Source organism: Deltaproteobacteria bacterium (assembly GCA_016178705.1).
Taxonomy (GTDB): domain Bacteria; phylum Desulfobacterota; class Binatia; order HRBIN30; family JACQVA1; genus JACOST01.
The window spans coordinates 93,538-119,470 of the sequence record JACOST010000008.1; the positions used below are offsets into that span (position 1 = coordinate 93,538).

Annotated in this window: 26 protein-coding genes; 12 read left to right on the forward strand and 14 right to left on the reverse strand. The window is 63.8% G+C overall.

All coding sequences use genetic code 11. From position 1 onward, the window contains the following. The first annotated feature begins 310 nt into the window (after nucleotides 1-310). Nucleotides 311-1,888: a hypothetical protein gene (locus tag HYR72_03800; GenBank protein ID MBI1814077.1), complete on the forward strand. Its 1,578-nt coding sequence runs from the start codon at nucleotides 311-313 to the stop codon at nucleotides 1,886-1,888. A 9-nt stretch (nucleotides 1,889-1,897) separates the two neighbouring features. Here the strand turns inward: HYR72_03800 and HYR72_03805 are convergent, their stop codons facing one another. From HYR72_03805 to HYR72_03835, 7 genes are all read right to left on the reverse strand, one after another. Then, a complete protein-coding gene (locus HYR72_03805) occupies nucleotides 1,898-2,332 on the reverse strand; it encodes a MaoC family dehydratase N-terminal domain-containing protein (protein ID MBI1814078.1) in 435 nt (144 codons plus the stop codon). A 2-nt stretch (nucleotides 2,333-2,334) separates the two neighbouring features. After that, on the reverse strand, nucleotides 2,335-2,790 hold the full coding sequence (locus HYR72_03810; protein MBI1814079.1) for a MaoC family dehydratase N-terminal domain-containing protein: 456 nt from the start codon (nucleotides 2,788-2,790) through the stop codon (nucleotides 2,335-2,337). Between the two features lie 42 nt (nucleotides 2,791-2,832). Continuing rightward, complete coding sequence (locus tag HYR72_03815; GenBank protein ID MBI1814080.1) at nucleotides 2,833-3,996, reverse strand: acyl-CoA/acyl-ACP dehydrogenase; 1,164 nt, start codon at nucleotides 3,994-3,996, stop codon at nucleotides 2,833-2,835. A 29-nt stretch (nucleotides 3,997-4,025) separates the two neighbouring features. After that, a complete protein-coding gene (locus tag HYR72_03820) occupies nucleotides 4,026-5,168 on the reverse strand; it encodes an acetyl-CoA acetyltransferase (GenBank protein ID MBI1814081.1) in 1,143 nt (380 codons plus the stop codon). A gap of 15 nt (nucleotides 5,169-5,183) precedes the next feature. Further along, a complete protein-coding gene (locus HYR72_03825; protein ID MBI1814082.1) occupies nucleotides 5,184-6,587 on the reverse strand; it encodes a hydroxymethylglutaryl-CoA synthase family protein in 1,404 nt (467 codons plus the stop codon). 113 nt (nucleotides 6,588-6,700) lie between these two features. Next, complete coding sequence (locus tag HYR72_03830) at nucleotides 6,701-7,825, reverse strand: CoA transferase (GenBank protein ID MBI1814083.1); 1,125 nt, start codon at nucleotides 7,823-7,825, stop codon at nucleotides 6,701-6,703. A gap of 92 nt (nucleotides 7,826-7,917) precedes the next feature. Further along, a complete protein-coding gene (locus HYR72_03835; protein MBI1814084.1) occupies nucleotides 7,918-8,820 on the reverse strand; it encodes an SDR family oxidoreductase in 903 nt (300 codons plus the stop codon). Between the two features lie 377 nt (nucleotides 8,821-9,197). On the opposite strand from HYR72_03835, the gene HYR72_03840 reads away from it, so the two are divergent. The 3 genes from HYR72_03840 to HYR72_03850 all read left to right on the forward strand — a co-directional run bounded on the left by HYR72_03840 (nucleotide 9,198) and on the right by HYR72_03850 (nucleotide 12,043). After that, a complete protein-coding gene (locus HYR72_03840) occupies nucleotides 9,198-9,767 on the forward strand; it encodes a hypothetical protein (protein MBI1814085.1) in 570 nt (189 codons plus the stop codon). A gap of 43 nt (nucleotides 9,768-9,810) precedes the next feature. Continuing rightward, nucleotides 9,811-10,944 carry a tRNA epoxyqueuosine(34) reductase QueG gene (gene queG / locus HYR72_03845; protein MBI1814086.1) on the forward strand — a complete coding sequence of 378 codons (1,134 nt, stop codon included), beginning with the start codon at nucleotides 9,811-9,813 and terminating at the stop codon, nucleotides 10,942-10,944. Between the two features lie 184 nt (nucleotides 10,945-11,128). After that, nucleotides 11,129-12,043: a glutathione S-transferase family protein gene (locus HYR72_03850; protein ID MBI1814087.1), complete on the forward strand. Its 915-nt coding sequence runs from the start codon at nucleotides 11,129-11,131 to the stop codon at nucleotides 12,041-12,043. A 36-nt stretch (nucleotides 12,044-12,079) separates the two neighbouring features. On the opposite strand, the gene HYR72_03855 is transcribed toward HYR72_03850, so the two are convergent. The 3 genes from HYR72_03855 to HYR72_03865 form a co-directional block, all read right to left on the reverse strand. Then, nucleotides 12,080-12,451, reverse strand: coding sequence for a DUF5615 family PIN-like protein (locus HYR72_03855; protein ID MBI1814088.1), 372 nt, complete (start codon nucleotides 12,449-12,451; stop codon nucleotides 12,080-12,082). Next, nucleotides 12,448-12,687 (reverse strand): DUF433 domain-containing protein, encoded by a 240-nt coding sequence (locus HYR72_03860; GenBank protein MBI1814089.1) that lies wholly within the window; start codon nucleotides 12,685-12,687, stop codon nucleotides 12,448-12,450. Before HYR72_03860 ends, HYR72_03855 begins: the two co-directional genes overlap by 4 nt. 378 nt (nucleotides 12,688-13,065) lie before the next feature. Continuing rightward, nucleotides 13,066-16,020, reverse strand: coding sequence for a TIR domain-containing protein (locus tag HYR72_03865; protein MBI1814090.1), 2,955 nt, complete (start codon nucleotides 16,018-16,020; stop codon nucleotides 13,066-13,068). Nucleotides 16,021-16,175: 155 nt separating this feature from the next. On the opposite strand from HYR72_03865, the gene HYR72_03870 reads away from it, so the two are divergent. Then, nucleotides 16,176-16,448: a hypothetical protein gene (locus tag HYR72_03870; GenBank protein ID MBI1814091.1), complete on the forward strand. Its 273-nt coding sequence runs from the start codon at nucleotides 16,176-16,178 to the stop codon at nucleotides 16,446-16,448. Between the two features lie 52 nt (nucleotides 16,449-16,500). Beyond that, a complete protein-coding gene (locus tag HYR72_03875) occupies nucleotides 16,501-16,782 on the forward strand; it encodes a hypothetical protein (GenBank protein MBI1814092.1) in 282 nt (93 codons plus the stop codon). 53 nt (nucleotides 16,783-16,835) lie between these two features. Here HYR72_03875 and HYR72_03880 read toward each other — a convergent pair whose 3' ends face one another. Continuing rightward, nucleotides 16,836-17,864 (reverse strand): agmatine deiminase family protein, encoded by a 1,029-nt coding sequence (locus HYR72_03880; protein ID MBI1814093.1) that lies wholly within the window; start codon nucleotides 17,862-17,864, stop codon nucleotides 16,836-16,838. A 154-nt stretch (nucleotides 17,865-18,018) separates the two neighbouring features. Here HYR72_03880 and HYR72_03885 point away from each other — a divergent pair, with 154 nt between their 5' ends. Beyond that, nucleotides 18,019-18,522 carry a DUF1232 domain-containing protein gene (locus HYR72_03885; protein ID MBI1814094.1) on the forward strand — a complete coding sequence of 168 codons (504 nt, stop codon included), beginning with the start codon at nucleotides 18,019-18,021 and terminating at the stop codon, nucleotides 18,520-18,522. A 214-nt stretch (nucleotides 18,523-18,736) separates the two neighbouring features. Here HYR72_03885 and HYR72_03890 read toward each other — a convergent pair whose 3' ends face one another. From HYR72_03890 to HYR72_03900, 3 genes are all read right to left on the reverse strand, one after another. Continuing rightward, nucleotides 18,737-19,756 (reverse strand): DHH family phosphoesterase, encoded by a 1,020-nt coding sequence (locus tag HYR72_03890; GenBank protein ID MBI1814095.1) that lies wholly within the window; start codon nucleotides 19,754-19,756, stop codon nucleotides 18,737-18,739. Nucleotides 19,757-19,821: 65 nt separating this feature from the next. Then, complete coding sequence (locus HYR72_03895) at nucleotides 19,822-20,034, reverse strand: hypothetical protein (GenBank protein ID MBI1814096.1); 213 nt, start codon at nucleotides 20,032-20,034, stop codon at nucleotides 19,822-19,824. A gap of 63 nt (nucleotides 20,035-20,097) precedes the next feature. Next, nucleotides 20,098-20,403 carry a hypothetical protein gene (locus HYR72_03900; protein ID MBI1814097.1) on the reverse strand — a complete coding sequence of 102 codons (306 nt, stop codon included), beginning with the start codon at nucleotides 20,401-20,403 and terminating at the stop codon, nucleotides 20,098-20,100. 95 nt (nucleotides 20,404-20,498) lie between these two features. Here HYR72_03900 and tldD point away from each other — a divergent pair, with 95 nt between their 5' ends. The 5 genes from tldD (at nucleotide 20,499) to HYR72_03925 (ending at nucleotide 25,930) form a co-directional block, all read left to right on the forward strand. Next, on the forward strand, nucleotides 20,499-21,950 hold the full coding sequence (gene tldD / locus HYR72_03905; protein MBI1814098.1) for a metalloprotease TldD: 1,452 nt from the start codon (nucleotides 20,499-20,501) through the stop codon (nucleotides 21,948-21,950). Next, a complete protein-coding gene (locus HYR72_03910; protein ID MBI1814099.1) occupies nucleotides 21,947-23,299 on the forward strand; it encodes a TldD/PmbA family protein in 1,353 nt (450 codons plus the stop codon). The genes tldD and HYR72_03910 overlap by 4 nt, the downstream gene beginning before the upstream one ends. A 51-nt stretch (nucleotides 23,300-23,350) precedes the next feature. After that, nucleotides 23,351-24,004 (forward strand): septal ring lytic transglycosylase RlpA family protein, encoded by a 654-nt coding sequence (locus tag HYR72_03915; protein MBI1814100.1) that lies wholly within the window; start codon nucleotides 23,351-23,353, stop codon nucleotides 24,002-24,004. Continuing rightward, on the forward strand, nucleotides 24,001-24,648 hold the full coding sequence (locus HYR72_03920) for a CPBP family intramembrane metalloprotease (protein MBI1814101.1): 648 nt from the start codon (nucleotides 24,001-24,003) through the stop codon (nucleotides 24,646-24,648). The genes HYR72_03915 and HYR72_03920 overlap by 4 nt, the downstream gene beginning before the upstream one ends. A gap of 172 nt (nucleotides 24,649-24,820) precedes the next feature. Beyond that, nucleotides 24,821-25,930, forward strand: coding sequence for a type IV pilus twitching motility protein PilT (locus tag HYR72_03925; protein ID MBI1814102.1), 1,110 nt, complete (start codon nucleotides 24,821-24,823; stop codon nucleotides 25,928-25,930). Nucleotides 25,931-25,933 lie beyond the last annotated feature (3 nt).

Genomic DNA, 25,933 nt, shown 5'->3' on the forward strand with positions numbered 1-25,933 from the left:
CCTTCAGGGCCGACGATCCACTTCGGTGCGATTTCTGTCTACCCAAAACTGCCACAGAAGAAAAGCCCCGCGTGTCGTGGAAACACCTGAGTTCAACCGACGAATCCCCCCTACATGCGATTCAACAAACCACGATGTCGAGTTGGCCCGCGACCAACCGGCTGCCCGCCCCATGACGCGACCGTTCAGCCATCCCGGATACAGCAACGACGTGTTGGCAGACCGCTACCTACTCACAATGCCCGCGGGCACGGCTCCTTTTCGCAACCGCGTGCTGGACCGCTCCGGCGCGCGACGCTAGAAGCGTGTTGTGCGTTCCCCTCTCCCGGCCTGGTGTCACGTGCAGCGCGGACGCTCCGACCTCGTGTTGATCGCGCCGCACGGCGGACGCCGGCCGTTGACAGATCCAGCGGCACCGCGCGAACGCAAGGTCAACGACCTGCACACCGCCGACCTCACCGCGAAACTCGCCGCCGCCCTCGACGCCACCGCAATCATCAACCACGGTTGCGACCGCAACGATCTCGATCTCAACCGCATCGGACAGATCACGCGGCGCGCGCCGTGGTTTCTCGAACTCTTGCTCGAAGAACTCGCGACGATACTCACCCGCCACGCGCGCGCGCAAGTCTTACTGATCCACGGATGGAACGTGTGTCAGCCTAAGTGCGATCTCGGTGTCGGCGGGATCGAGGAACCCGACGGTTTGCACGCTCTCGGCGACGCAGCGCTGAGCGTCGACGTGGACTATTGGCGCACGCGCATCGCCACGTTTCGTACCGCGACTGCCACTGCCGGCATCCGCACATCGGTCGGCGAGCGCTACCCCGCAGCGCACCGGAGCAACCTGCTGCAGGCCTTCACCACGCGCTTTGCCGACAGTTCCAATATTCACCTTCGTCAGCTCGCGCAGTGGGCGCGCGACGGCCGACTCAATTCAGTTCAACTCGAACTCGGCATCCCCGTACGCTGGCCGGGATCCTTGCGCTGCGCACTGCATGCCGCTGCAATCACAGCATTCAGCGGGACACCGGCGACCGCAACCGACTGGGCGCCGCGCTCCCATCGAGCGCGCGGTGTCGCACCGCTCGGGTTTCACTTTCACGATCCCGCGGCTGGCATCACTGCGTTCACCAGCATCACACCATTCAGCGCCGCGACCGCCGGGCGCTTGCTCTTGTTTCTCGGCGGGAAGGAAATCGCGCTCTTCACCGGCGAGGAGTCAGGGGAACGAGAGTCAGTGGGCGGCCTCACCTATGCCATTGATGGCAACGACGTGACGCTCCACTTCGAAGGCTACGCGACCCGCCTCGCCGATGCAGATCTCTATCTCGATCTCGAGGCCGCACTCGCGGCTTCGGTTCTCGCCGAGATTCAGCTCGATCTCCGCTACCGCCCGTCGGGGGTTGCGAACGAGCACGGCGCGCGCGCCGGTCACTTCGTCGGCACGGTGCGCGTACACGATCGCTCCCACGTCATCAACGCCCGCGGCTTCTGCGATCCCGGCATCGCGATGCGCGGCCCTGGATCGCACGGCGCCCGCACGCACCTCGCCGCGAGCTTCGACGATCAGCGCGCCTTCAATCTGCGCGCGAGCGACGGCGTCGTGCCGTTGCGCGGCCTGGTGATCGCGAACGCATTGACGGAGCGCGAACCCACCGGCGAGCTGACGATTGCCCACGATAGCGATCCCTACACACCCCGGCGGTTTGATCTATCACTCCGCGATGCAAGCGCCCCCATCGTGGCTCATCCGCTGGCGCGCATGCCGATCCTCCGTCCGCTGAGCGACGGGGCGCACGCGCGCATCACATTTGGACCGGCGCGTTTCGAGTGGGACGGGCGAATCGGCTGGGGCGTGTACGAGTACGCGCGCCGGGTTCTCTGAGCCCGCCAACTAACGGATTGGCAGCGCCGCCTTGAAGCTGCCGTGGATGGCAACTTCGCCCTTCTGATTGATCGCCTGCACGTTGCCTTCAATCAAGTGGCTGCCGTCGGCGTCGTACTTCTTGGTGACCGTGCCCTTGCAGGTGATCGTGTCGCCCGGCCACACGCGGGTGGCGAAGCGCACCTTGAACTGCCGCAAGTTCTGCACACCGACATAGTCGGTGACGCACTTCCCGACGAAGCCGGCGTTGAGCATGCCATGCGCAAAGACGCCGGGTAGGTTCGCGCCCTCGGCGAACGTCTGGTCGTGATGAATCGGATTGAAGTCCCCCGACGCTCCAGCGTAGCGCACCAGATCGGTACGGGTAAGATTCTTCACCACGAACGCAGGAACCTCGTCGCCTTCCTTCACGTCATCGAAGTACAGTCTCGTACGCTCGCCCATGGCTAGTCCTTCTTCACCACTTGTCCGGTCTCGATGACCGTTGACCGGCTAATCGCCACCAGTTCACCCTGCTGGTTGCGGTACTCGGTGGCGGTAATCCCAAAACTCATCGTACCGCCGCGTGAGCCGGCTTTCTCGAAAACGTTTTCGACCTTGCTGACGGCGGTGAGCACGTCGCCAACGTGGATTGGCTTCAGGTACTCGAACTCCTGCTCCCCGTGCAGCACACGGCGCAGATCCATCTCCAGCTTCGGCCGCCCGCGGCCGTCGTCCCAGAATCCCAGAGTCATCATGAACGTCGGCGGGGCCATGATGCCGCCGGCCTCACGCTTGGCGAAGTCGTTGTCGAAGTAGATGGGATTGTCGTCCTTGATCGCGCGCGCGAACTCGCGCACTTTGCCCAGCTCGACAATCATCGTTACCGGTTGCCCGCTACGGCCGATCGCGCTCTTGTCCATGATTCAACTCGGCTTCCGTCCGTCGCTGCGGTCGGCGGCGATTCAAGCGGCGCCGGCGGCGAGCGACTCCGGCTGATCGAGCACCACCTGCGCGACCAGTTCGCGGTTCCAGGTCGCGTCGCCGAAGGTGACTTCCGATCCCTTGGCGCGCTTGAAGTAGATGTGCATGTCGTGCTCCCACGTGAAGCCGATGCCGCCGTGGATTTGAATCCCTTCACCGCTCACCATGCGATAGGCGTCCGAGCAGTACGCCTTCGCCATGCACGAAGCGAGATGCGCTTCGGGCACGTCGTTGGCCACCGCCCACGCCGCATAGTACGTCGCCGATTTCGAACTTTCGACCTGCACCATCATGTTGGCGCACTTGTGCTGGATCGCTTGAAAGCTGCCGATCGGTTTGCCGAATTGCTCACGGACCTTCGCGTACTCGACACTCATCTCGAGCACCTTCTGAGCGCCGCCACACATCTCGCCGCACAACGCGACCTTGGCACGATCGACGACGCGATCGAGCAACGCCCACCCCGCGCCAACTTTGCCCAGCACGGCGTCTTTGCCCACCGCCACGTTGCGGAAGTTCACCTCGCACAGCTTGCGCGTCTGATCCATCGTCTTGAGCAACGTGATCGAGACGCCGGGGACCTTGGCATCGACGAGAAACAGGGTGACGCCCTTTTCGCTCTTGCCAGATGTGCGGGCTGGCACGAGCAGCAGATCGGCGTTGTGCGCATCGTGAACGAACAGCTTGGTGCCCGACAGTTCGAACCCGGTGGCGGTCTTCACCGCCGGCAAGGTGATGCCCGGCGCGTCCCAGCGACCGCTCTCTTCAACCTGCGCCAGGGTGGCCTTGAGGCTGCCGTCGGCGATGCCGGGAAGATACTTCTTGCGTTGCGCCTTGCTGCCGCCGAGCAACAACGGTATCGCGCCGAACATCGCGGTCGCGAAGAACGGCCCCGGCATGACCACACGGCCCATCTCTTCGAGCACGACGATGAGGTCGACCATGTCGAGGCCAGCGCCACCGAACTCTTCGGGGACGATCAACCCTTGCCACCCCAGCCCAGCCATCTTCTTCCACTGCTCGTCGGAGAAGCCGCGGTCGTCGTCCATCATCTTGCGGACGTAAGTCATCGCGCACTCGGTTTCGAGAAACTGGCGCGCGCTCTGGCGCAGCATCTCTTGTTCTTCACTGAATCCAAAATCCATCTAGTCCTCCACTGTCACGAATCGCCAAATTAGGAGTTACCCAGAATAGTCACGCAGCCAACGGAGCCCGGCCCGCCGAGATTGTGCGCGAGGCCGAGTTCCGCGTTCTTGACCTGTCGCTTCCCGGCCTTGTCCCACAAATGCTGGCACACCTCGTAGATCATGCGAATGCCGGTCGCGCCGATGGGATGGCCGAACGACTTCAAGCCACCACTCGGATTCACCGGCAACTCGCCGCCGATGCTGGCGCGGCCTTCGCCGACAAAGTGTGCACCTTCGCCGCGGCCACAGAATCCTAAATCCTCGTAGTTGAGGATTTCGGTGATGGTGAAGCAATCGTGCACCTCGGCGAGGTCGATGTCCTTCGCGGTCACCCCCGCCTGCTCGTACGCCGACTGCGCCGCCATCGTCGTTGCGGGAAAGCCGGTATACGCAAAGCCGGGTTTCATGTACGGCTCGCCGCTGGTCACCGCCAAACCGATGCCCTTCACCTTGATGGCATCGGGGCGAAAGTTTTTCGCGAGATCGGCGCGGCACACAATCGCGGCCGCAGCCCCGTCCGTGGTCGGGCAGCAATCGAACAGACCGAGCGGGCTGCAGATCAGCGGTGCCTTGAGCACTTGTTCTTCGGTCACCTCCATCTGGAAGTGCGCCTTCGGACTCATCGTGCCGTTGTGATGATTCTTCAGCGCGACTTTCGCCAAGGCGTCCTTGCCGATGCCGTAGGTCTTGAAGTAGCGATTCGCAGCCATCGCGAACAGACTCGGCGCGGTCGTACCGTGGCCGATCACGGGATGCGTGCCGAAGGTTCCCAAGCCGCGCTGGCCCGAGTCGCGCAGCTTCTCGAAACCGAGCGCGAGCGCGACGTCGTACATCCCGGACGCCACCGCCATGCAGGCGTTGCGAAACGCGTCCATGCCCGACGCACAATAGTTCTCGACGCGCGTGATCGGAATGTTGAACAGCTTGAGCGGATCGCCGAGCGCGGTGCCCGCAGTGCCGGAACCGATAGTACCGACCCAGGCGGCTTGAATCTGATTCGGCTCGATGTTGGCGTCCCGGTAGGCCTCCACCGCCGCGTCGACGATCATGTCCTCGGCGCTCTGGTGATAGTTCTCCCCGAACTTGCAGCAGCCAACGCCGATCACCGCCACCTTGTCACGAATGTTCATGGTGAGCCTCCGTGGTTACGCGGCTGGCCGCGCCTTCCAGAAGTAGTTGTTCATGCCAAAACCTTGGTGGTACTTGCGAAACGTCAACTCGAGCCGCATGTCGATCTCGACTTGCTCGGCCGGACAGTCGGTCATCTGCACGTACACCCGCCCGCCGCCGTCGAGTTCGACCACCGCGTGCGTCACCGGCTGGTCGGGCGAGTCGAACAGAAAGTCGTTGGTGAAGGTGAACAGCGTGCCGCGACGCGACAGCTTCACGTCGTCGAGGCCGTCGCGATGGCCGCACTCAACGCAGATGCGGTGCTTGGGAAACTGCACCGTCCGGCACTTGGGACACTGGCCGCCGTAAAGCGGCAGCACCGCCTTCTGATCGCGAAACAACACGACCGGGGTCGAGAGATCGGCGTTGTGGTCTTCCTTGCGGATCAATTTTCGAAAGCGCGCGTATTTGCCGTACGACGGCAGGTGGCGCTTGGTTTCGATTTGCGAGTAGGCGCTGCGGGCGGTGTGATAGCTCGCAATCGCGTCGGTCACTTTGAACACGAACGCATCGGCGCCGTCGCCGTAGCTGGCGAGGAGGATGACATCGCCGGGCTTCGCGCGTTCGAGCGCGGCGGCGAGCAACAGCAGCGGCTGCGTTGTACCGGTGTCACCCAGTAGCGCCCACAGCGTGTCGGCGATCTGTTTCTTTGGATCGAGCCCGACCGCCTTCGCGACGCCGGCGATCGCGCGCGGATTCGGCGCCGCGATCACCGCCGCGGTGATCTGCTCCGCGGTCAAGTTGCAGCGCTTGAGCACGCCTTGAATCGCGGCGCTAACGAACGGTGCGTACCCAAACTTGGTTTCGAATCCGCCGGGAAACGAATGCAGATAGTCTTGCCCGTCGGTGCGCCAGGTGCCGTGGAAATCCTCACTGACGCTGAACGAACCGAGCACCTCAGCGATGACCGCGCTGTTGCCAAGCAACATCGCCGCGCCCGCATCGCCACAATTCTGTTCCGCCGGACTGTCGGGCTCGCCCATGCGGCAATCGCCGGCGCACACCAACACCCGCTGCGCACCGGCGCTGAGCGCATCGAGGCCGGCCTGCAACGCCGAAGTGCTGGCGCGCAGACTGTCGCAGAAGTCAGTCGTCCGCACTTGTGCGCCGGTATCAAGTACCGCCGCCACCGTCGCCGCGGCTTGCTTCTCGCGATACGGCGACGTCGTCGACGCGAAGAACACCGCGTCCAACTTCGCCGGCGACGTGTCGGCGAAGCAGTTGGTCGCGGCATTGACCGCGAGTGTCAGACTGTCCTCGTCATGATTGGCGACGGCCTTCTCGCCGCCCATCGACGGCTGCCCCCACTCCTTCGCGATCACCTCACGCGGCAAGCGATAGCGTGGAATGTACGAACCGAATCCGATAATGCCTGGCATGGTGACCTCAACAACGGATTGAGCAGATTAAACAGAGCGAAGCCTTGAATTCACAACCACTCATCTCTGCCAATCCGTTCAATCCGTTTAATCCGTTGTAAAACTTCCGCTTCCTAGATCACCCGCGTCGACCTCAATCGCTCGATGTCAGCGTCCCCGAAGCCGAGTTGCTGCAGCACTTCCCCGGTGTGTTGGCCGAAGTCGGGCGGCAGCGATGGCGTGCGCGGCGGCGTGTCGGAGAATTTGAGCGGTGATCCGAGGGCGCGCTGGCCTTCGACCACCGGCAGCAGGCCACGATGCTTCACCTGCGGATCCTCGAACACCTCCGCGATGTCGCTGACCGGCCCGAAACAGATGTCGATCGGATCGAGGATGTCGAGCCACTCCTTCTGGGTCTTGCTCTTGAACTTCGCGCGGATCACTCGAAACATTTCTTCGCGCCGCGCACCTTCCGCGAATTCATCCGGGATGAACTCATCGACCCCGAGCGCCACGCAAAGATTTTTCCAAAAATGTTCTTCGAGCGCGCCGACGGTGACGTACTTGCCGTCCTTGGTCTCGTAGATCGCGTAGCACGGATGATGGCCGGTGAGGCGCGTCTTGCTGCGTTGCGGTTGCTGGCCGGAGACCAGGTGCATCAGGATGTGGAATACGTTCCACGTCACGGCCCCATCCATCATCGACACATCGACGAACTGGCCGCGACCGGTGTGATCGCGTGCGAGCAAGGCCGCGAGCATGCCGATGACCGCCATCTGCGCACCGCCGCCGATGTCGGCGATCTGCACGCCGGCGGAAACCGGCGGGCCATCGGGCGGACCCGAGACGCCGAGCACACCCGCGTATCCGAGATAGTTGATGTCGTGGCCGACCTTGTTGCGGTACGGACCATCTTGCCCGTAACCGGATATCGAACAGTAGACGAGCCGCGGATTGATCTTCGCCATGGTGGCATAGTCGATGCCGAGCCGGTCGGTTACGCCAGGTCGAAAGCCCTCGAGAATGATGTCGGCATCTTTGGCCAAGCGATTGAAGATCTCCTTGCCCTCGGGCGATTTCAAATTGAGCGTCATGCTGCGCTTGTTGCGTTGGATCATCGGAATGCCGACGCCCATCACGTCGTTGGGCGCGGCGATCACCAACACATCGACCCCCAGGTCGGCGAGCATCATCGACGCGAACGGGCCGGGCAGTTGGCGAGAGAGATCGAGTAGTTTCAGACCCTTGATCGGTGGCACAAACGCTCCTGGCGGAAGTATGAAGCCGTTCCTCGGGGAATTGAATCGCGGATCACCTAACAATTGTTCATCGCCGTTGTCAACGCGGGATCCTACCGCAGCAACTTCGCCAACTGCCGCATCTCGTCGCCGATACCTCCCGGGATGATGTACTGGTCCGTGCCGCGAATCTCTCCGAGGTGCTCGGCGATGTCCTCGACGGTCGGAACAACTTCCTTGCCGGCGAACCAACCCGGTGTAAGACCGATGAAGATGCGGGCGAAGCGGCCGCCGCCGACTGAAAAGATTTCGTGCGTGGTCTCGCACTGCTCGGAGACGAGATAGGCAACGAGCGGCGTGACCAGATCGGGTTTGACGAACTCAGCCAGCGGACCGAGCAGCTCTTCGGTCAAGCGCGTCTTCGCGATCGGCGCGATGACGTTGCTCAGGATGTTGTTCTTCATCCCTTCGACGGCGAGCACGTTGGACAGGCCGACGAGTCCCATCTTGGCCGCTCCGTAGTTGGTCTGGCCGAAGTTGCCGAACAGTCCGGCGGCCGACGCGGTGAATACGAAGCGCCCGTAGCTCTGCGTCTTCATCGCGCGAAACGCGGGCTGGCTGACGTAGAAGGCGCCCTTGAGATGCACGTCGAGGACGATGTTCAACTCCTCGGGGGTGAGCTTGACGAAAGTCTTGTCGCGCAGCACACCGGCATTGTTGATGACGATGTCGACGCGACCAAAGGTGTCGAGCGCGGCCTTGATGATCGCCTCGCCGCCTTCCGGCGTGGAGACGCTGTCGTAGTTGGCAACCGCCTCGCCACCCTTGTCGCGAATCTCCTTCACCGTCACGTCCGCCATGCTGTGGCCGGCGCCGGTGCCGTCGGACTTGCCGCCGAGATCGTTGACGACGATTTTGGCGCCGCGACTGGCGAGCAACAGCGCGTACGTCTTTCCCAAGCCGCCGCCCGCTCCGGTGATGACAGCAACGCGATTGTCGTAGCGAATGTCTCCCATAGTCAGACTCCCTTAGTAGTCGGCAGTATCGCGGCCGCAACCGGCCGGCAACGTCACTAGACTCATGCGCCGCTGAGAGTCAATCACCGACTGGCCGGTGTCGTTCGGGTTGGTTGTACCATCCGTCGCTCCCTCCTATACTTCCGACATGCGCTCGGACATTCCACCATGGGTCGGTAAGACCAGCGATCTCTCCGATACCGAACGTTACGCGGCGATGACGCCTGTGCAACGTCTGGCTTGTTTTGTTGAGGTGTGCGAGCTGAGCCGGCGCATTCTCGAAAACCGGCACGATCGACGCGAGGTTCTGGCGCGCCAGGAGCCGATGTCGCCACAGGCCGAGCGAACCTGGCTGCGTCTAGTTGACGAGGCGCGTCGTGCGCGATCAGCTCGGTAGTCTCGTTGATGTCGTCGAGCGATTGATCGACGCCTTCGAGGCGACGCAGATTCCGTACGCGTTGGGGGGCGCCATCGCATACAGCGCGTGGGCCGAGCCCCGGGCAACGCGCGATATCGATCTCAACATCTGGCTCGATATGGAACATTTCGAGCCCGCATTTCGCTTGTTGGAAGCGTGCGGCGTCACGCTCGATCGGCCTGCCGCGCTGCAGGCCGCGCGGGAGCGCGGGATGTTCGTCGTCCGCCACGGAGAGTATCGCATCGATGTCTTTGTCCCGAGCGTGCCCTTCTACGCCGAGGCGCTGGCGCGGCGTCAACGCGTCCGGATGGTCGATCGCGACACGTGGGTGCTGTCCGCGGAAAGTCTCGCGGTGTTCAAGATGTTGTTTCATCGTCCGAAGGACATCGCCGACGTCGGCCGTCTCATCGAGATTCGCGGCGACGTGTTCGACGTCGACTTTGTCCGCCGGTCGTTGGTCGACATGCTCGGCGAAGACGAAGAGCGAATCGCCAGTTGGGACCGCCTGGTTCACGAGCATCGACGGTAGCGTTCGGTGCGCAAGGCCGCACCGTTCAATGATAGGCATTGATGTGAAGGCTGCGATTCGCCGGGACGCGCGACAGCTCGGCTTCCCGCTGTGCGGCTTCGCCCCACTACAGCCGCCCCCGCACGGCGAGTTCGTGCGCACGTGGCTGAAGGACGGCAACGCCGGCAACATGAGCTACCTCGGTCGTGGCTTGAAGAAGCGCCTCGATCCGGCGCGCGTGCTGCCGACCGCGCGTAGCGTCATCACGGTGGGATTTCCGTATCGTCCGACGCGTCCCGCGGCGATCGATTGGCGCGCGGAGATGCGCGGACGCATCGCCGCCTACGCGTTCGGTCCCGACTATCACGACATCGTCCGCGGCAAACTCGAGCAACTCGCCGCCTCGGTCCGTGCACTCGGCGCGGCCGGGACGCGCACGTACATCGACACCGGTCCGATCCTCGAGCGCGAGTGGGCGAACCTCGGCGGGCTCGGCTGGTTCGGCAAGAACACCACGATCCTCCACCAACACGAAGGCTCGTGGTTCTTCCTCGGCGAGATCTTTACCGATCTCGAATTCGACCCCGAGCCGATCGTCGCCGATCACTGCGGTACCTGTCGCCGCTGCCTCGATCTGTGTCCGACCGGGGCACTCAAGGACGGCTACGTCATGGACGCGCGGCTATGCATCTCGTACCTCACCATCGAGTACCGCGGCGTGATCCCGCGCGAGCTCCGCTCCAAGATGGGCGAGTGGATCTTCGGCTGCGACATTTGTCAGGAGGTCTGCCCGTGGAATGACACGCAGCGATCGCACACAGCGGAAGAGTTGCATCCGTATCTTCCCGATCTCCTGGCGCTCGACGCTGACACCTACCAACGCCGCTTCGCAGGGAGCGCGGTCAGCCGCGCGAGTCGCGATTGTTTCGTCCGCAACGTGGCGGTGGCGTTGGGCAACAGCCGGAATCCACGCGCGGTGTCGTGTCTGAGCACAGCGTTGGACACTGACCCGTCACCACTCGTACGTGCGCACGCCGCCTGGGCGCTGTCGCAGATCGACGATGCGGCCGCGCGGCGCGCCTTGGATCGAGTCTGGAGAAGCGAATGCGAGGAGACTGTTCGTGCCGAGATCAAAGCGTCCCTCGATACGCCCGCTGCGCGGACTACTCGGGAAAGCGGAACCATAAACTGCAGGTAGTGGATAGATCCATCCGTTTCCCCGAGTAGCAGTCCTGAGTAGAAGCCGAATGGCTTCGTATCGAAGGGCGGTCGCGTATCGAGGGGCGCTGGTTGACTCAGCGCCGCCAATACCTCAATGACCCCAAAAGACCCCAATCACGCGATGATGCGATGAACTCAACGATTCACCTCCGGAGGAACCCATGGCCGATTTGATCTTGCACCAGTACGACACCTCGCCGTTCTCCGAGAAGATCCGCAAGATCTTCGCGCACAAGCATCTGGCGTGGCGCGCGGTCGAGCAGCCGACCATCATGCCGAAGCCGCAACTGATCCCGCTCACCGGCGGCTACCGCAAAATTCCGGTGCTACAGATCGGCGCCGACGTGTATTGCGATACGCAGCTCATCGCGCGCATTATCGAAGGGCTACATCCCGAGCCGACACTCTATCCCGACAACAGCGAGGGCGCGTGCCACGCCATCGGGATGTGGGCGGACCGGTTGTTCTTCTTCTCCACCATCCCAGTGCTGTTCGCGCTCCTCGGCGACAACCTGCCGCAGGCATTCATCGACGATCGCACCAAGATGATGCCCGGCCGCAACTTCGCCGACATTCCGAAGCTGGCACCGTACGCGAAGGAGCAGTGTCGTGGCTTCGCGGCCTGGCTCAACGCACAGCTCAGTGACGGCCGCGCCTTCCTTCTCGGTCAGCGGTTCAGCTTGGCCGACGCGGCGTGCTACCACCCGGTCTGGTTCCTGCGGAACGTGCCGCCGGCGGCGACGGTGTTCGACGAGTTCCCCAAGCTGATCGCCTGGTCGGAACGCATCAAAGCCATGGGTCACGGCCAACGCAGCGACATGGACCCCGCCGACGCGTTGCGCATCGCGCGTGAGAGCAACAGCGCGACGAAGGAAGTCATCGATCCGAACGATCCCAGCGGTTTGAAGCCGGGCGACAAGGTTGCTGTCACTCCAGACGACTACGGCTTCGATCCGGTCGCGGGCACGGTAGTGATGTCGTCAGTGCACGAGGTCGCCATCCGGCGGCAGGCAGCAGAAGTCGGTGAGGTAGTGGTGCACTTCCCGCGCGTGGGATTTCGCGTCGACCGAGCGTGATTGACGCTCATACGCGGAGGAATTGCCCAGCCAGAATCAACGGGGGCGCCGCGCTGGTCGCCTGACGCGGATTTTGCGGCCTGTGGCGACCACGAAGCAGCGGCGCCATCGCTCCACTTCTTCGCTCGCGAAGATGGCACCTACCCGCTCCGCGAGAGCACGCCGCCCAGGCTGGTTCAATCGAACCAGCAGCAAGCCGTGATGCGTACCCGGTGCGAACTGGCGCAGGTCGGAGAAGTCGAGGTCCTGCGTGATCAAGAATCGGCGCGTGCGCTGTGCGGCTGCCCAGATATCCGAATCGGGTCGGCTCGCGAGACCTTCGTCAGGCACACTGTCCACATCATGCCCAAGCGCCACGAGGCGCTTCACCAACGCGACGGGCATGTTCTCGTCGAGTTTGATTCTCACAGTTTGGCTGGAATCGCGGAGGCCGGCAGGTCTTCCTCGGCAGAGGCGGCAGCGAAGGCAATGACCGCACGGACGTCATCTGCGGTGAGCGTGGGGAAGTCGGCAAGGATTTCCTCGGTGCTCGCACCTTCCGCCAGACTCGCCAACACGGTGCGAAGCGTCACGCGCGTACCCTTGACGACGGGCTCACCGCCACACACCTTGCGGTTCCGAACAATTCGACTGCGGTAGTCCATGATGACCTCGCTACCCCTCAATACCAGCATGTTCTGCGCGACACCATCCGAAGGACCCTGCGGGATGAGCCTCCGACGCGTTACGCATCGCCCACGAGAGCACGAGCACGACGAAAGAAGCCGCCGACCCGAACGACCCGAGCGGCCTCAAACCCGGCGAGAAGGTCAGCGTCACCCCAGACGACTACGGCTTCGATCCGGTCGCGGGCACGGTAGTGATGTCGTCGGTGCATGAGATCGCCATCCGCCGCAACGCAGCGGAAGTCGGTGACGTGGTAGTGCACTTCCCGCGCGTGGGATTTCGAATCGACCGAGTGTGATTGACGGTCTAACGCTTCGAAGACTGCGCCGCGAAGCATTCAACTCGCGAGGCACCGGCTACGAACCGAGGATTGCCTTCTTCGCATCAGCGAGTTCCTCGTCGCGGCCATGGTAGCCGCAAGCGTTGATGAGTTTCTCCGCTGCGGCGAGATCGGCTTGCGGCGATTCCCACGGATAAGCCGCCCCTTCATTTCGCATCCCGGAATCCGCATTCCGCATTCCAAAGAGCCGGGCGCGATGCAGGTGAATATCCGCCATGAACAGCCTCATGGGGCCGCGCTCGGCGATGTCCCAGGCTTCGTCCAGGTCGCTCTGGGCACTCTCGGGGCCGATGCGCGCGCCGGTGAGAAGCCGCAGCCAGGCGCGAGTGAGGAGGCCGAGGGGAATCATGTGCTGCGTGCCGGCGCGTCGGAGGCCGGCCACGGCCTGATCAATTTCCGATTTCGGGTTTTGGATTTCGGACTTTTCCAAGATCACCGCGTAGAGCGCAGCGCGGCCCAGGGTGAGGTGGTGAAGCGCGAAGTCGAGAATAGGAGCGCCGCGCATTCCTTCCTCCCACTTGAGCGTCTGCGCCGCGCGCTGCTCGACCGCGCGGCATGCCTCAACCAATTTCGGATTTCGGACTTCGGATTTCGAATTCAACAACAGTTCCCACGCGGCACGCTCCGCCTCCGTCAAGAGCAGGTCGCAATACTGGAAGCCCTGCACCGAATACAGCAGCGGGTAGCCGGGCTGACTCTCGGCCTGCATCTGCTCGGCCTCGCGGAAGCGCGCCTCCGCCTCGGCCCGGCGGCCCGCCTGGTGCAGGGCGTCGGCATGGGTCGTGCGCACAATATTCCACATGCCAGCATCGCCGCTGCGGTCGGCGTAGGTCACGGACTGCTCGGCGTCCCCCACCGCCCCGGCCACCTCGCCCAGCGTCAGCTCCAGCTCGCTCAGGTTGCTGGCGCCCGCGGCAGCGTGCTCCCAGTCCTTCTTCTTGGCCGCCCATTCTGTTGCAGCCCGCATCGGATCGAGGGCCTCGGTCAGCCGGCCCAAGGCGCGCAGGGTGAAGGCGGCTGCATTCAACAGCCAGGCTTGGTCGGCTTCCGTGAGCGCGGGCGAGACGCGGCTCCACGGGGTCTCGAAGAAGCAGGCGATCGCTCCCAGGTTGGAACCAAGCGCCCCGAGTTTTCTCACGCTATAGATTTCGTTTCCACGCTGGATGCGCGAGAAGAAGACCTTGTCACACGCCTCCTGCTGCCACCCCGCCTGGCAGCCGTGGGCCACGCTTTGGTAGAGCGGTTGGAGGTCTTCGAGGGTGGGCTGGTCGCCTTCCTTCGTGCTCGCGCAGAGGTGTTCGTAGAGCCGCCGGTGCGAGCCGCGCCAGGCCTCGGGCTGCCGCGTGCGGAGTTGCCGGGCGAAGTATTCGCGCAGCAGCGGGTGGGCATCCAGCGAGACCAGCGTGCCGGCCGCGTCCCGGTTCACCGTGAGTAGCTTCGCGGTCTCCAGCCGGGTGAGGGCCACGTTCCGCTGCGCCTCGCTGATCCGGACAAGCGCCCCGGTCAGGCCCGGGACGGCGGGAGCCTTCAGCAGCGCGGCCAGGCAGTCGGCGGTCGCGGGCCGGTCGAACAACCCGAGCAGTCGCAGTAGGGCGAGAGCGCGCTTGCCTTTCTCCCCCTCGCTTTCGTACGACAGCACATACGCATCCATCACACGGAAGGCGTGGCCGCCCTGTTCCTCGGCGTCGGCTTCCTCAAACTTCACGAGGTCGCGCTTGCGGATGTCCCCGGCATGCGCGTCGTGGAGGTAAGCGCCAAGCAGGTTCAAGGTGAGCGCGTGGCCTTGCACGTCTTCCACCAGCGCCGCGAATTCCTTTTGATTCCCCGTCACGCCGAGTCGCTTGAGCAGCGCCACGCCGGCGTCCTTGGACAGGCGCGTGAGCTTCACTTCCGGCGCGGTGGTCTGCCAGTAGGCGCGCAAGTCGGGGATGGAATACCGAGTGGTGACGACGCACAGGCCGTGGCTGGTGGCGGCCAGCCCTTTGAGCAGGGCGGCGAGACCCTGGTCTTTGAGTTCGCCCGGCGTGGGTGAGGTGGGCGCGTATTGCAGCGGCTCCAGGCCGTCGAGGATGAGCAGCGCCCGCCGCTCACCGACGAGCTGCGCCAGCCGCCGGCCTTTGTCGAACGCGCCCTGCGCACTGCCCGCCATCGCCGCGTCGCCGAAGAAGGTGAGCGCTTCCTTGAGAAACACGTCGGACGATGCCGCGGCCTGCTCGCGCGTGCCCTGGCTGTAGAAAGACCACGCGAAGACTGCGTCGCACCCCGACCAGTCCTGACCCGCCAACTCCGCCGCCCACTTCGCCACCAGCGAAGTCTTCCCCTCGCCGCCGAGGGCGACGAAGGTGAGCACGTGCGGGCGCGGTGCGGCGGCGTTGCGGACCTTCGCCCAGGCGTCGGAGAGCAGCTTTGTTTCCGCCTCGCGGCCGATGAGTTCCGCCGGGGCGTATTTGATGATGCGGGAGATGTCGAACCTGCTGGCAGGAGTCGGGGTCGAGTCGGGTGGTTTCCGTGGCGGGGTGATGCCTTGGTTGAGGGAGAGGCGCTTGAGAATCTCTTCCGCGATTTCCTTCGCGTTGCTGGTGTCGATGTCGATGTATCCATCTCCACTGAGAATGCCGAGTTCGGTAACATCTCCAGGGTTTCCGAAGCTGAGGAACATGATTCTCCGTGCCTCCACCGTGGCGAGCATCTGGCGGATGAATCTCCATTCAAGCCGGCACCAACGCTTGGCGGCATACTCCGGACAGAGAAAGAGCACGATCAGCTCCGACTGCGTGCGGTAGAGATTGGGCAGATAGACATCCAAGTCCGGCGCAGCGAATTCCGCCTGGTGGTACTTGTCGTAGAGTACCCGATCCGTGGTGAATTGGGCGGCCAGATGGCCTGCCACCTGTTTCACAAATTCCCGATGCTCGCCCGGAAACGAGAGGGCGACGTCGAAGCGGCGTGGAGTGTCCGCATCTGTACTCATGGCTGGGCAGAGGGATACCAGTCATGGGCAGGCGTAGACAAGGATTTCGCTTTGACGTGGACGATTCAGTAGGACAGGCACCCCTTCTCACCCAGGAACGCGCAGGAGCGTCACCGGCCTTGGAACCGCACCAGCCTCCAAGCTATTGTAGTTGCATGCTGCCGCGAGGAGTTGCCAGCGTTGTTACTGCTGCCACGCACGACCGCGTGGTCATCGGCGACGCCGAGCTGGATCACGCCAGGCGCCATTTCCCCTTGCCGCGCGACCTCCTGCTCAAACTCGTAGAGCGCGTCCTCATGCACCCCACGGCGGTACTCGTTGATGACGCCAAGAGCCCACGGCAATATCGTCTGTTCTATCGATTGGAGGACGGCCGCTACCTGCTGGCCGTTGTGAAGGTCACACGCGCCTTTTTCGCCAGCATGTAACCCAACGGGACGGCGCGTTCGGCGGCGCGCACCGCAAGTTCAGGAGGCTCCTATGATGAAGAAGCCCAGCATCTCGTTCCGCCACTTCGAGGGCTCCGGCCCGTTGTCGGTCTACTGGTACCCGGGGCCATACGGCGACGCCGTAGATGCCAGAAGCGGCGCCGGCGTCGGGTGGTTTGCGCCCAACGGGGAATTGCTCGGCGTCGAGTTCGACGACGTCACCGTTGAGCACGATCACCAAACACTTCCGTTCGCGAATGGAGAGAGCGTTGAAATCGAGGTCAGCCGCGGCAAGGTATCCGTCCGGCGCAAGCGGATTCGAAACGTTGCGTAGCGCACGGAGACCAGGTGCAGCGTTTACTTGCGAGACCGCCAGAGCTGAGCGCCTCAGTCAACGTCGCCGCGCGGCTGCTGCTGCGTCAGGCAGTGGAGTGTTCCCAAACCCCACACGAGGTCGACGGCGTGGATGCCGATGATCTCGCGGGTTGAGAACAGTTTCGCGAGCGTGTCGAGGGCGACACGATCGTGCGGGTCGTTGAAGGTTGGGACCAACACCGACTGGTTGGCGATGTAGAAGTTGGCGTAGCTCGCCGGCAAACGCAGCGCCTCGTATCGAATCGGCTCGGGCATCGGCAGCTCGACGATTGCGAGCGGGCGACCGTCTTGATCGCGCATCGCTTTGAGCCGTCGCAGGTTGTCGGCCAGTGGCGCGTGATTCTCATCGTGTCGGTTCGGTTCGACGACGGTGACGACGGTGCGCGGATCGACGAAACGCGCGAGATCGTCGACGTGACCGTGCGTGTCGTCACCAGCGATGCCGCGGCCGAGCCACAAGATATTCGTCACCCCGAGATGATCGGCCAGAGCTTCCTCGATCTGTTGGCGCGACAAGCGCGGATTGCGTGCTTGGATTGGTGAGAGCAAACACTCTTCCGTCGTCAGCAGCGAGCCGCGGCCGTTGACGTCGATGCTGCCGCCTTCGAGCACGACGCGCTCGCCCTGCACGGTCGGCACGAACCGCGGCAGCCGCAGTCGGCGAGCCAGCTTGGCGTTGACGGCGTCGTCGAGCTGATGGTTGCGATATTTCGCCCAGCCATTGAACCGCCAGTCGGTGATCGCGATCCGACGCCCGCGTCGGACGAAGATGGGACCGAAGTCGCGGGTCCAACCGCGATTGGTCGGGATGATGAAGAACCGGATCTGCCTGAGCGGTACGTACGCCTTGGCCAGTAACCGCCGCACGCGCACGCGCGCAACAACGTCCTTAACGATGATCCGCAGCGGCTCGCTGCGCGCGAGCGCGCGCGCGATCTCGACGTAGACGAAGTGAATCGCGGCGATCTTCCCCGGCCAGTCCGCGCCATGATGCGGCCAGGCAATCCAGGTCGCCGCGTGCGGCTCGAACTCGGCCGGCATGCGGTAGCCGAGTTGCGCGGGGGTTTCGGGTTCGTCGTCGCTGCGCACGGTCGGCTCCACTATCGTCACGCCCGCCGCATGACAACCCTAGCGTGGGCTCAGCGGCTCAGATGCGCGGCTTGACTCGCACGGCGAGCCGTAGTCTGTTCCCGCCATGCCGCGCCGCGCTCCCACACCAAAGCGAGCAGCCGCCCGCCCGACTCCTCCGTCGCGCCGCAAACCCTTGGTGCCACTGAGCGCGGTGCGCGCGTATCTCGTCGCGCAGTCTGAAGTGGTGGCGCCCGAGGACATTCGCACGTTACTCACTCAGGTCGATTCCATTCGCCACAAAGCCAAGCTCGACATGGTGCAGCACCCGCGGTTTCACCGCCAGGTCGATGTCGCGCTGGAACTGTTGGTCGACCACACCGCCGGCGAGTGCCCGCAGATCCCCCTCTACACCGTCAGCTTGCTGGCCGCCGCGCTGTTCTACTTCATCGAGCCAATGGACCTCATCCCCGACTTCATTCCGCGCATCGGTCTGACCGACGATGCCCTCATGCTCGAACTCGCCTGCCAACTCGGCGCCCCGGGCCTCGATCGCTATTGCACGTTCAAGAGCATCGCGACCGACGGTGTGTTCACAAGGCCGGGCACACTCGCACGACGCCGATCGTAGTCTCCAGGGAAGCTGCGCAGGGCTAGCGAGCTTCCCACCAAAGTCGCCCCTCGATACGCCGTCCCTCGATACGAAGCCTTCGGCTTCTACTCGGGACGACTACTCGGGGAAGCGGTGCGGGTCAGGAACTCCAACACCCGTTTGCCCGAGTAGATCGCAAAGCGATCGTATCGAGGGTGCGAAGCGCGCGACCGTGAGAGTCGCGCGGCGGTCGTTACGCGACCAAGTCGGTCGCGCTCTTCTTCTCGATGCCAAGCGCGGCGATCAGCCGCTCGCGGACGTGCTGCGCAGCGGGCTGCCAGTCGCCGTCGGGAACCGGCATGCGTCCGCCGGCGATTTGATCGTGGCCGCCCGCGTGGTGGCTGCCGAGGACCTTTTGCAGCAGCTCGCCGGCGTTGACGTCGCGATTGACCGTGCGCAGCGACACGTACAGCGCGCCCTGATAGTAGCCCATCGCCGCGGTCCATTCGGCCTGATCGAGCCGCAAAAGAAAATCGGCAACTTCAGCCACCATGTCGGGATAGCGCACCTCGCCGATCGAGGTGATCACGGCCTTGTCGTCGTAGATCACCGCCGACTCGATAGCGTCGCGGAAGCCGCGGAAGTACTCGCGCGGCACGCGCGCGTTCTCGATCTTCGCCAGACGCCGCTTGTTGGTGTGCGGATAGAGAAACTGGCTGGCGTGAATGTCCGCCTGCGTCGCTTCGCGGCCAAGGTCTTGGGTTTCCGCCGCGATCCCGTAAAAGAGCGCGGTGGCGATTTTCGGTTCGATTTCCAACCGCGACTCTTGCAGGTACTCGGTGAGAATCGTGGAGGTGGCGCCGTACTCATCACGCAAGTCGAAGAATGGAACCTGATGCGTATCGCAGTAGGCCGGGTGATGATCGATCACCACCGCCGGCGGGAAGCCTTCGGGAAGCGAGTTGTTGGTACGCCCCGGTTGCGTGTCGACCAACGCGACGACGGTGTCGCGCGCGAACGGAATGTCGCCGACCGGAACGAGATTGATGTTGAGGTAGGTTAGCATCGCGCGGTTCTCTGCCCGCCCGACGATCCCGCCGAGGGCGATGACGGAATCCTTCCCGAGCCGATGCTTGACGATGTACTGTAGCGTCGCGGCGCTGGCGAGCGCGTCGGGGTCCGGGTTGTCGTGCGGCAGGATGACAAACGGGCCGGCCTGCTCCACCACGTCGAGGAGAGCCCCGAGCGCCCCTTTACCCGAGTTATTGGGCATACGCGGCGGTTATAGTCCGCCCCGTGCCGCGCTCGCAACCGGCGCGAGCGAGCGATGACTCGACCTCATCGACTCGACGACTCGACGTGGCCCTGCAGCTCCGCGCGGGCCGCCATGTGCGCGGCGCGCAGACCGGCGAGCTGGCCGTCTTCGTAGTTGAACTCCGGATCGCGCACGAGCGCGGGAAAATCGTGCGGGTTGCGGAGATCCTCGGACGTGAGATCGGGAACCACTTCACGCGCCATGCGCAGCAGCTTGCTCTCCTGCTGCGCGATCATTTGCGTGAACAGCCGATCGAGCGCGGCGAGCGTGTCCTCGGCCACCGACACGATCCATCCGATCTAGGCGAGTAAGGCGGCGAAGCGGCGCAGCAGGTTCGCGCGCACCGACTCCGGCACTTCGTCGTCGGGCGCGCGCGTCAGCGTGCTGTGATACCACTGGCACGCCGCCACGTAGAAGTAGTCGAGCACAACATCGAAGACGATGCGGACGGTCAACGCGAACTCATCCTCGCGCAGCGCCAGTACCGATTGCTCGTCGTCGAGAAAGACGCCGGGCGTGTGCATCGCGCGAAAGACATTGACCCGCAGCCCCACGCATTCGTGCAGACTCGCGTATGGTGCTGCGTCGAGCAACCGCTGACTCACGTTCCCCTCCCCCGTGAACTGCGCATGACCGGCTCGTGTACTTGACGGCGGCATGCTATCCAGTTTGAGAAGTCAATTGCAAGGATGAATTTGCCATGAGCACCACACCGCCGGTCGTCGCGCCGGAACGATTCTTCCTCGATCGCTTCGGCTTGAGTCAGAGTCTGCTCGAACAGATCGTCGGCGGCGCGATCGCGCGCCAAGCCGACTTCGCCGATCTCTACTTCGAGTTTCGTACCGTCGAGAGCTTCAGTCTCGAAGACGGCATCGTCAAGAAGGCCAACAAGAACGTCTCGCAAGGCGTCGGCGTGCGCGTGGTTGCGGGCGACAAAACCGGCTACGCCCATTCCGACGACGTCACGGTCGAGAACCTGCAACTGGCGGCGCGCAGCGCGCAAGCGATCGCGCAAGAAGGCGGCGCGAGCCAGTCGGTCGCGATTCGCGGACAGACATTGGGGCACGACCTCTACCAACTCGATCATTCACCGCTCGACGTCGCGCTGAACGAGAAGATCGCGCTACTGAACCAGATCGACATCGCCGCGCGGCGCCACGATCCACGCATCAAAAACGTGTTCGCGTCGCTCGGCGTCGAGCGCAAACTGGTGCTGATCGCCGGCTCGGCCGGCTTCATCGTCGGCGACGTGCAACCGCTCCTGCGCCTGAATGTCACCTGCATCGCGGAGGAAGGCTCGCTGCGCCAGCACGGCACGTACGGCGGCGGCGGCCGCGTCGAGTTCGACTTTCTCACCGAAGGCGAGCGTTACCTGCGCTTCGCGCGCACTGCCGCCGAGCAAGCGCTGCGCAACCTGCACGCGGTCGACGCGCCGGCTGGATCGCTCACCGTCGTCCTTGGGCCAGGCTGGCCCGGCGTCTTGCTGCACGAAGCCGTCGGTCATGGACTCGAAGGCGATTTCAATCGCAAGGGCACGTCGGCGTTCGCCGGTTGCATCGGCGAGCGCGTGGCCTCGGAGCTCTGTACCGTGGTTGACGACGGCACGATCGCGAATCGTCGCGGCTCGCTCAACGTCGACGACGAAGGCACACCGACCGGTCGCACCGTACTGATCGAGAAAGGCATCCTGCGCGCCTACCTGCAGGATCGCCTCAACGCGCGCTTGATGGGCGTGCCGCTCACCGGCAACGGGCGGCGCGAGAGTTTTGCGCACCTGCCGATGCCGCGCATGACCAACACCTTCATGCTCGCCGGTGACTCGACGAAGGACGAAATCATTCGCTCGGTCGATCACGGCCTCTACGCGGCGTACTTCGGCGGCGGACAGGTGGACATCACCAACGGCAAGTTCGTCTTCTCGGCCACCGAGGCGTACCTGATCGAAGGTGGGCAGATCACGCGGCCGGTGAAAGGCGCCACCTTGATCGGCAGCGGACCCGAGGCGCTCAAGCGCGTCAGTATGGTCGGCAACGACCTGCAGCTCGACGAGGGCATCGGCACCTGCGGCAAAGATGGGCAGTCGGTCCCGGTCGGCGTTGGGCTGCCAACCATTCGCATCGACGGTATCACCGTGGGTGGAACGCGCACATGAGCGCGCAGGCCCTCGAAGACATCGCTGAGGTGTTGCTCACCGCGGCGAAGCGCCACGGCGCTACCAGCGCTGACGTTGTGGTCGCCGAGGGCGATTCGCTGTCGGTCGGCGTTCGCTTGGGCGAAATCGAAAAGATCAAACGTGCGCGCGCCAAGCATCTCGGCTTGCGCGTGTTCGTCGGGCAATCGACCGCGATCTCCGCCACCGCCGACTTCAGCCGCGACTCGCTGACACAGCTAGCGGAAGAAACCTGCGCCCTGGCGCGCGTCACTGCACCGGACCCGTTCGGCGGTCTGCCGCCAGCGGAGGATCTCGCCCGTGCGATTCCCGATCTCGACCTGTACGATCCCGACGCGGAAACCGTCACACCCGAGCACGGAATCGAGCTGGCGCGTCGCGCCGAAGACGCCGCGCGCGGCGCAGACCCACGCATCACCAATTCCGAAGGCGCAGAGTTCGGCGCCGGACACGATCGCGTGCTCTATGCCTCCAGTACCGGATTCGTCGGCGGCTATCGCGATTCCGGTTTCTCGCTGTCGGCGGTACCGATCGCCACCGAGAACGGCAGCATGCAACGCGACTACTGGTATTCGTCACACCGCAAGCTGGCCGCGCTCGAATCGCCCGAAGCTATCGGCCGCAAAGCCGCCGCGCGCACGGTGCGCCGCCTCGGTGCGCGCCAAGTGCCGACCTGCGAAGTCCCCGTCGTCTTCGACCCCGAGACCGCGGGGAGTCTGTTGCGCCACTTGGCCGGCGCGGTGTCGGGCTATTCACTCTACAAGGGCAGCTCGTTCCTCATCGGTAAGTTGGGCGAGCGCATTGCCCCGGAGTTTCTCACCGTGTACGACGATGGCACGCTCGTCGGTGGACTCGGCTCGAAGCCGTTCGACGGCGAAGGTCTCGCGACGCGGCGCAACACCATCATCGACCGCGGCGTGTTGACCAGCTACCTGTTCGATACCTACTCCGCCCGCAAGCTCAGCAGCCGCAGCACCGGCAGCGCCAGTCGCTCGATCGGCGATGCGCCGCACGTGGGCACCACCAACATGTTTCCAGTTGCCGGTACGTTGTCGGCGGCGGAGATCATTCGCAGCGTACCGGCGGGACTCTACGTCACTGAGTTGATCGGCATGGGTGTCAACCCGGTGACCGGAGACTACTCGCGCGGAGTCGTCGGTCAGTGGATCGTCAACGGCGAGTTGGCATACGCGGTGGAAGAGATCACCATCGCCGGCAACCTGTTGGAGATGTTCCGCACCATCGAATGCCTCGGCAGCGATCTCGATCTGCGACATTCGGTTTCGGCGCCGACCATCAAGATCGCGCGCATGACCGTCGCTGGAACTTGAGAGCGGCGGGCGTTCGTCAAAACCTACCGGCTCCGGTATAACTCGCCACGTATGCGGCGGTGGGTGGTAGCGGCCGCGGCCGTGACCGCGATTGGGCTGTCCGGATGCGGGCTGTTCGGAGGCCCGCGCCCTGCGTCGAGCAGCGCCGTTACCGGCACAACCCAGACCGGCATCGCGTCGTGGTACGGCCCAGGCTTTCATGGCAACCCAACGTCGAGCGGCGAGATCTTCGACCAAGACGAGTTGACCGCCGCGCACCAGACGCTGCCATTGGGCACGCGCGTCGCGGTCACCAACATGGAGAACGGCCGCTCGGTTGAAGTTCGCGTCAACGATCGCGGGCCGTTCGTCGACGGTCGCATTATCGATCTGTCGCATGCCGCGGCACGATCGCTCGGCATGATCGGACCAGGCACCGCCCCCGTCCGACTCGAAGTGCTCGGCCAGCGGAACGCCCGGACGGAGACCGCGGCATTCGCGCTCCAAGTCGGTGCGTTCGCCGATCCGCGCAACGCGGAACAGCTCAAAGCCAGCCTGGAGAAGCGATTCGCCTATGTCCGTGTGGCGACGCTCAAGGGCGAGCAAGGGTGCTACTACCGCGTACGCGTGGGACGGTTTGCGCGACGAGTTGACGCGGTCGAGATCGCGCGCACGATCACACCGCTCGGGTTGCCCACCGTGATCGTCGAAGATCCGGGACCGTGAAGCGCGCCGACACCGATATCCTGCCGAAGCTCTGGAGTCCCAGCCTCGAAGCGCTCGCGCTGCTGGCGGTCACGTTGCCGCTGGCGCTGTACGCGCGCGAGCCCGCTCTCTGGTTTTTGGTACCGTTCGCCGTCATCACGATGCAACGGCGCACCTATGCCGACTACGGATTGGATTTCTCAGCGCGCACGATGTGGGGCACACCACGATTCCATCTGCTGACCTGTGCGATCATCTTCGTCCCCTACGCGATGGGACATATCCTGTTGGCGCGCGTGTGGTTCGGGCAACACTTCACGTTCGCCCTGCCGGAACGGTTACCGATGTTGTTGTGGGACCAGCTGCTGGGAGTCGCGCTGCCGGAGGAGTTCTTCTTCCGCGGCTATTTGCAGTCGCAACTGAACGCGAGTTTCGGCCGCCCCTACCGCACGTTCGGCGCCGCGTGGGGTCTCGGCCTGGTGTTCGGCGCGGCGCTGTTCGCACTCTGCCACGTCCCGTTGGGCGGGCCCGGACAACTCATCGTCTTCTTTCCCGGACTATTGTACGGCTGGCTGCGTGAGCGTACCGACAACGTCTTGGTGCCGACGGTCTACCACGCGGTGAGCAACGTGCTGCTCAAGACGATGCTGCTGAGTCTCCACTAACGGCTGCGGACCGTTCTCGGGACGCGTTACCTAATTAACGATCAACGACCTTTCGCCGGCACGGATCTGGGCTCCAGCTGGCCACTCAGGCCCGCGTTTTCCCCGTCGGCACGCACTGGCGTGTGGCGTGTTGATTGCTTAGAGCAGTGCCATTCGACGGAGGGGTCGAGGTATGGATATCACGCAGTTACTCACGTTCGCACATCAGCAAGGCGCCTCGGACGTTCATCTGAGCGCTGGCGAACCGCCGATGTTGCGTCTGCACGGGGACATGAAGCGGCTCGAACACGCTGCCCTGGGGGCGGAAGAGACCCGGCATATGGTGTTCGACATCATGTCGGACTCGGTACGCAAGGCCTACGACGAGACCCACGATGTCGATTTTTCCTTCGAGTTGGGCGATCTGGCGCGCTTCCGCGTCAACGTCTTTCGCCAACGCAAAGGCGATGCTGCGGTGTTCCGGCTCATCCCGTCAAAAGTCATGACCATGGACCAGCTCAGCCTGCCCCCGATCTTGAAGGACATCTGCGAAAAGGAGAAGGGACTGGTGTTGGTGACCGGTCCGACCGGCTCGGGTAAATCGACGACGCTGGCGGCCATGATCGACTTCATTAACATTACCTACGAAGGTCACATTCTGACCATCGAAGATCCGATCGAGTTCGTCCACGAATCGAAGAAGTGCCTGATCAACCAGCGCGAACTGGGCCCGCACACGCAGTCGTTTGCCAACGCATTGCGCGGCGCGCTGCGCGAGGATCCCGACGTGATTCTGGTCGGCGAAATGCGCGACCTCGAAACCATCTCGCTGGCGTTGACCGCGGCCGAAACCGGGCATTTGGTGTTCGCCACCGTCCACACCTCGAGCGCACCGAAGACGGTGGACCGAGTCATCGACGTGTTCCCTGCCGCGCAGCAAGAGCAAATCCGCACGATGTTTGCGGAGTCGATTCAGGCGGTCATCACCCAGACGTTGCTGAAGCAGCGCGTCGGCGGACGCATCGCGGCGTTGGAGATCCTGATGGGCACGCCGGCGGTGCGCAACCTAATCCGCGAAGGCAAGGTCCACCAGTTGCCATCGGCCATGCAGACGGGTCAGAATGTCGGCATGCAGACGCTGGACATGGCGCTGGTCGATCTGGTCAACAAGAACATGGTGACCATTGAAGAGGCGCAGTCCAAGACCCTGACCCCCAACTTGTTCAAAGCCGCCGGTGGAGAAGCGCGAGCGAAGCTCGTACCGCCGCCCCGCTCCGCCAGCCCGCTGGTCGGACGCGCGTGACCA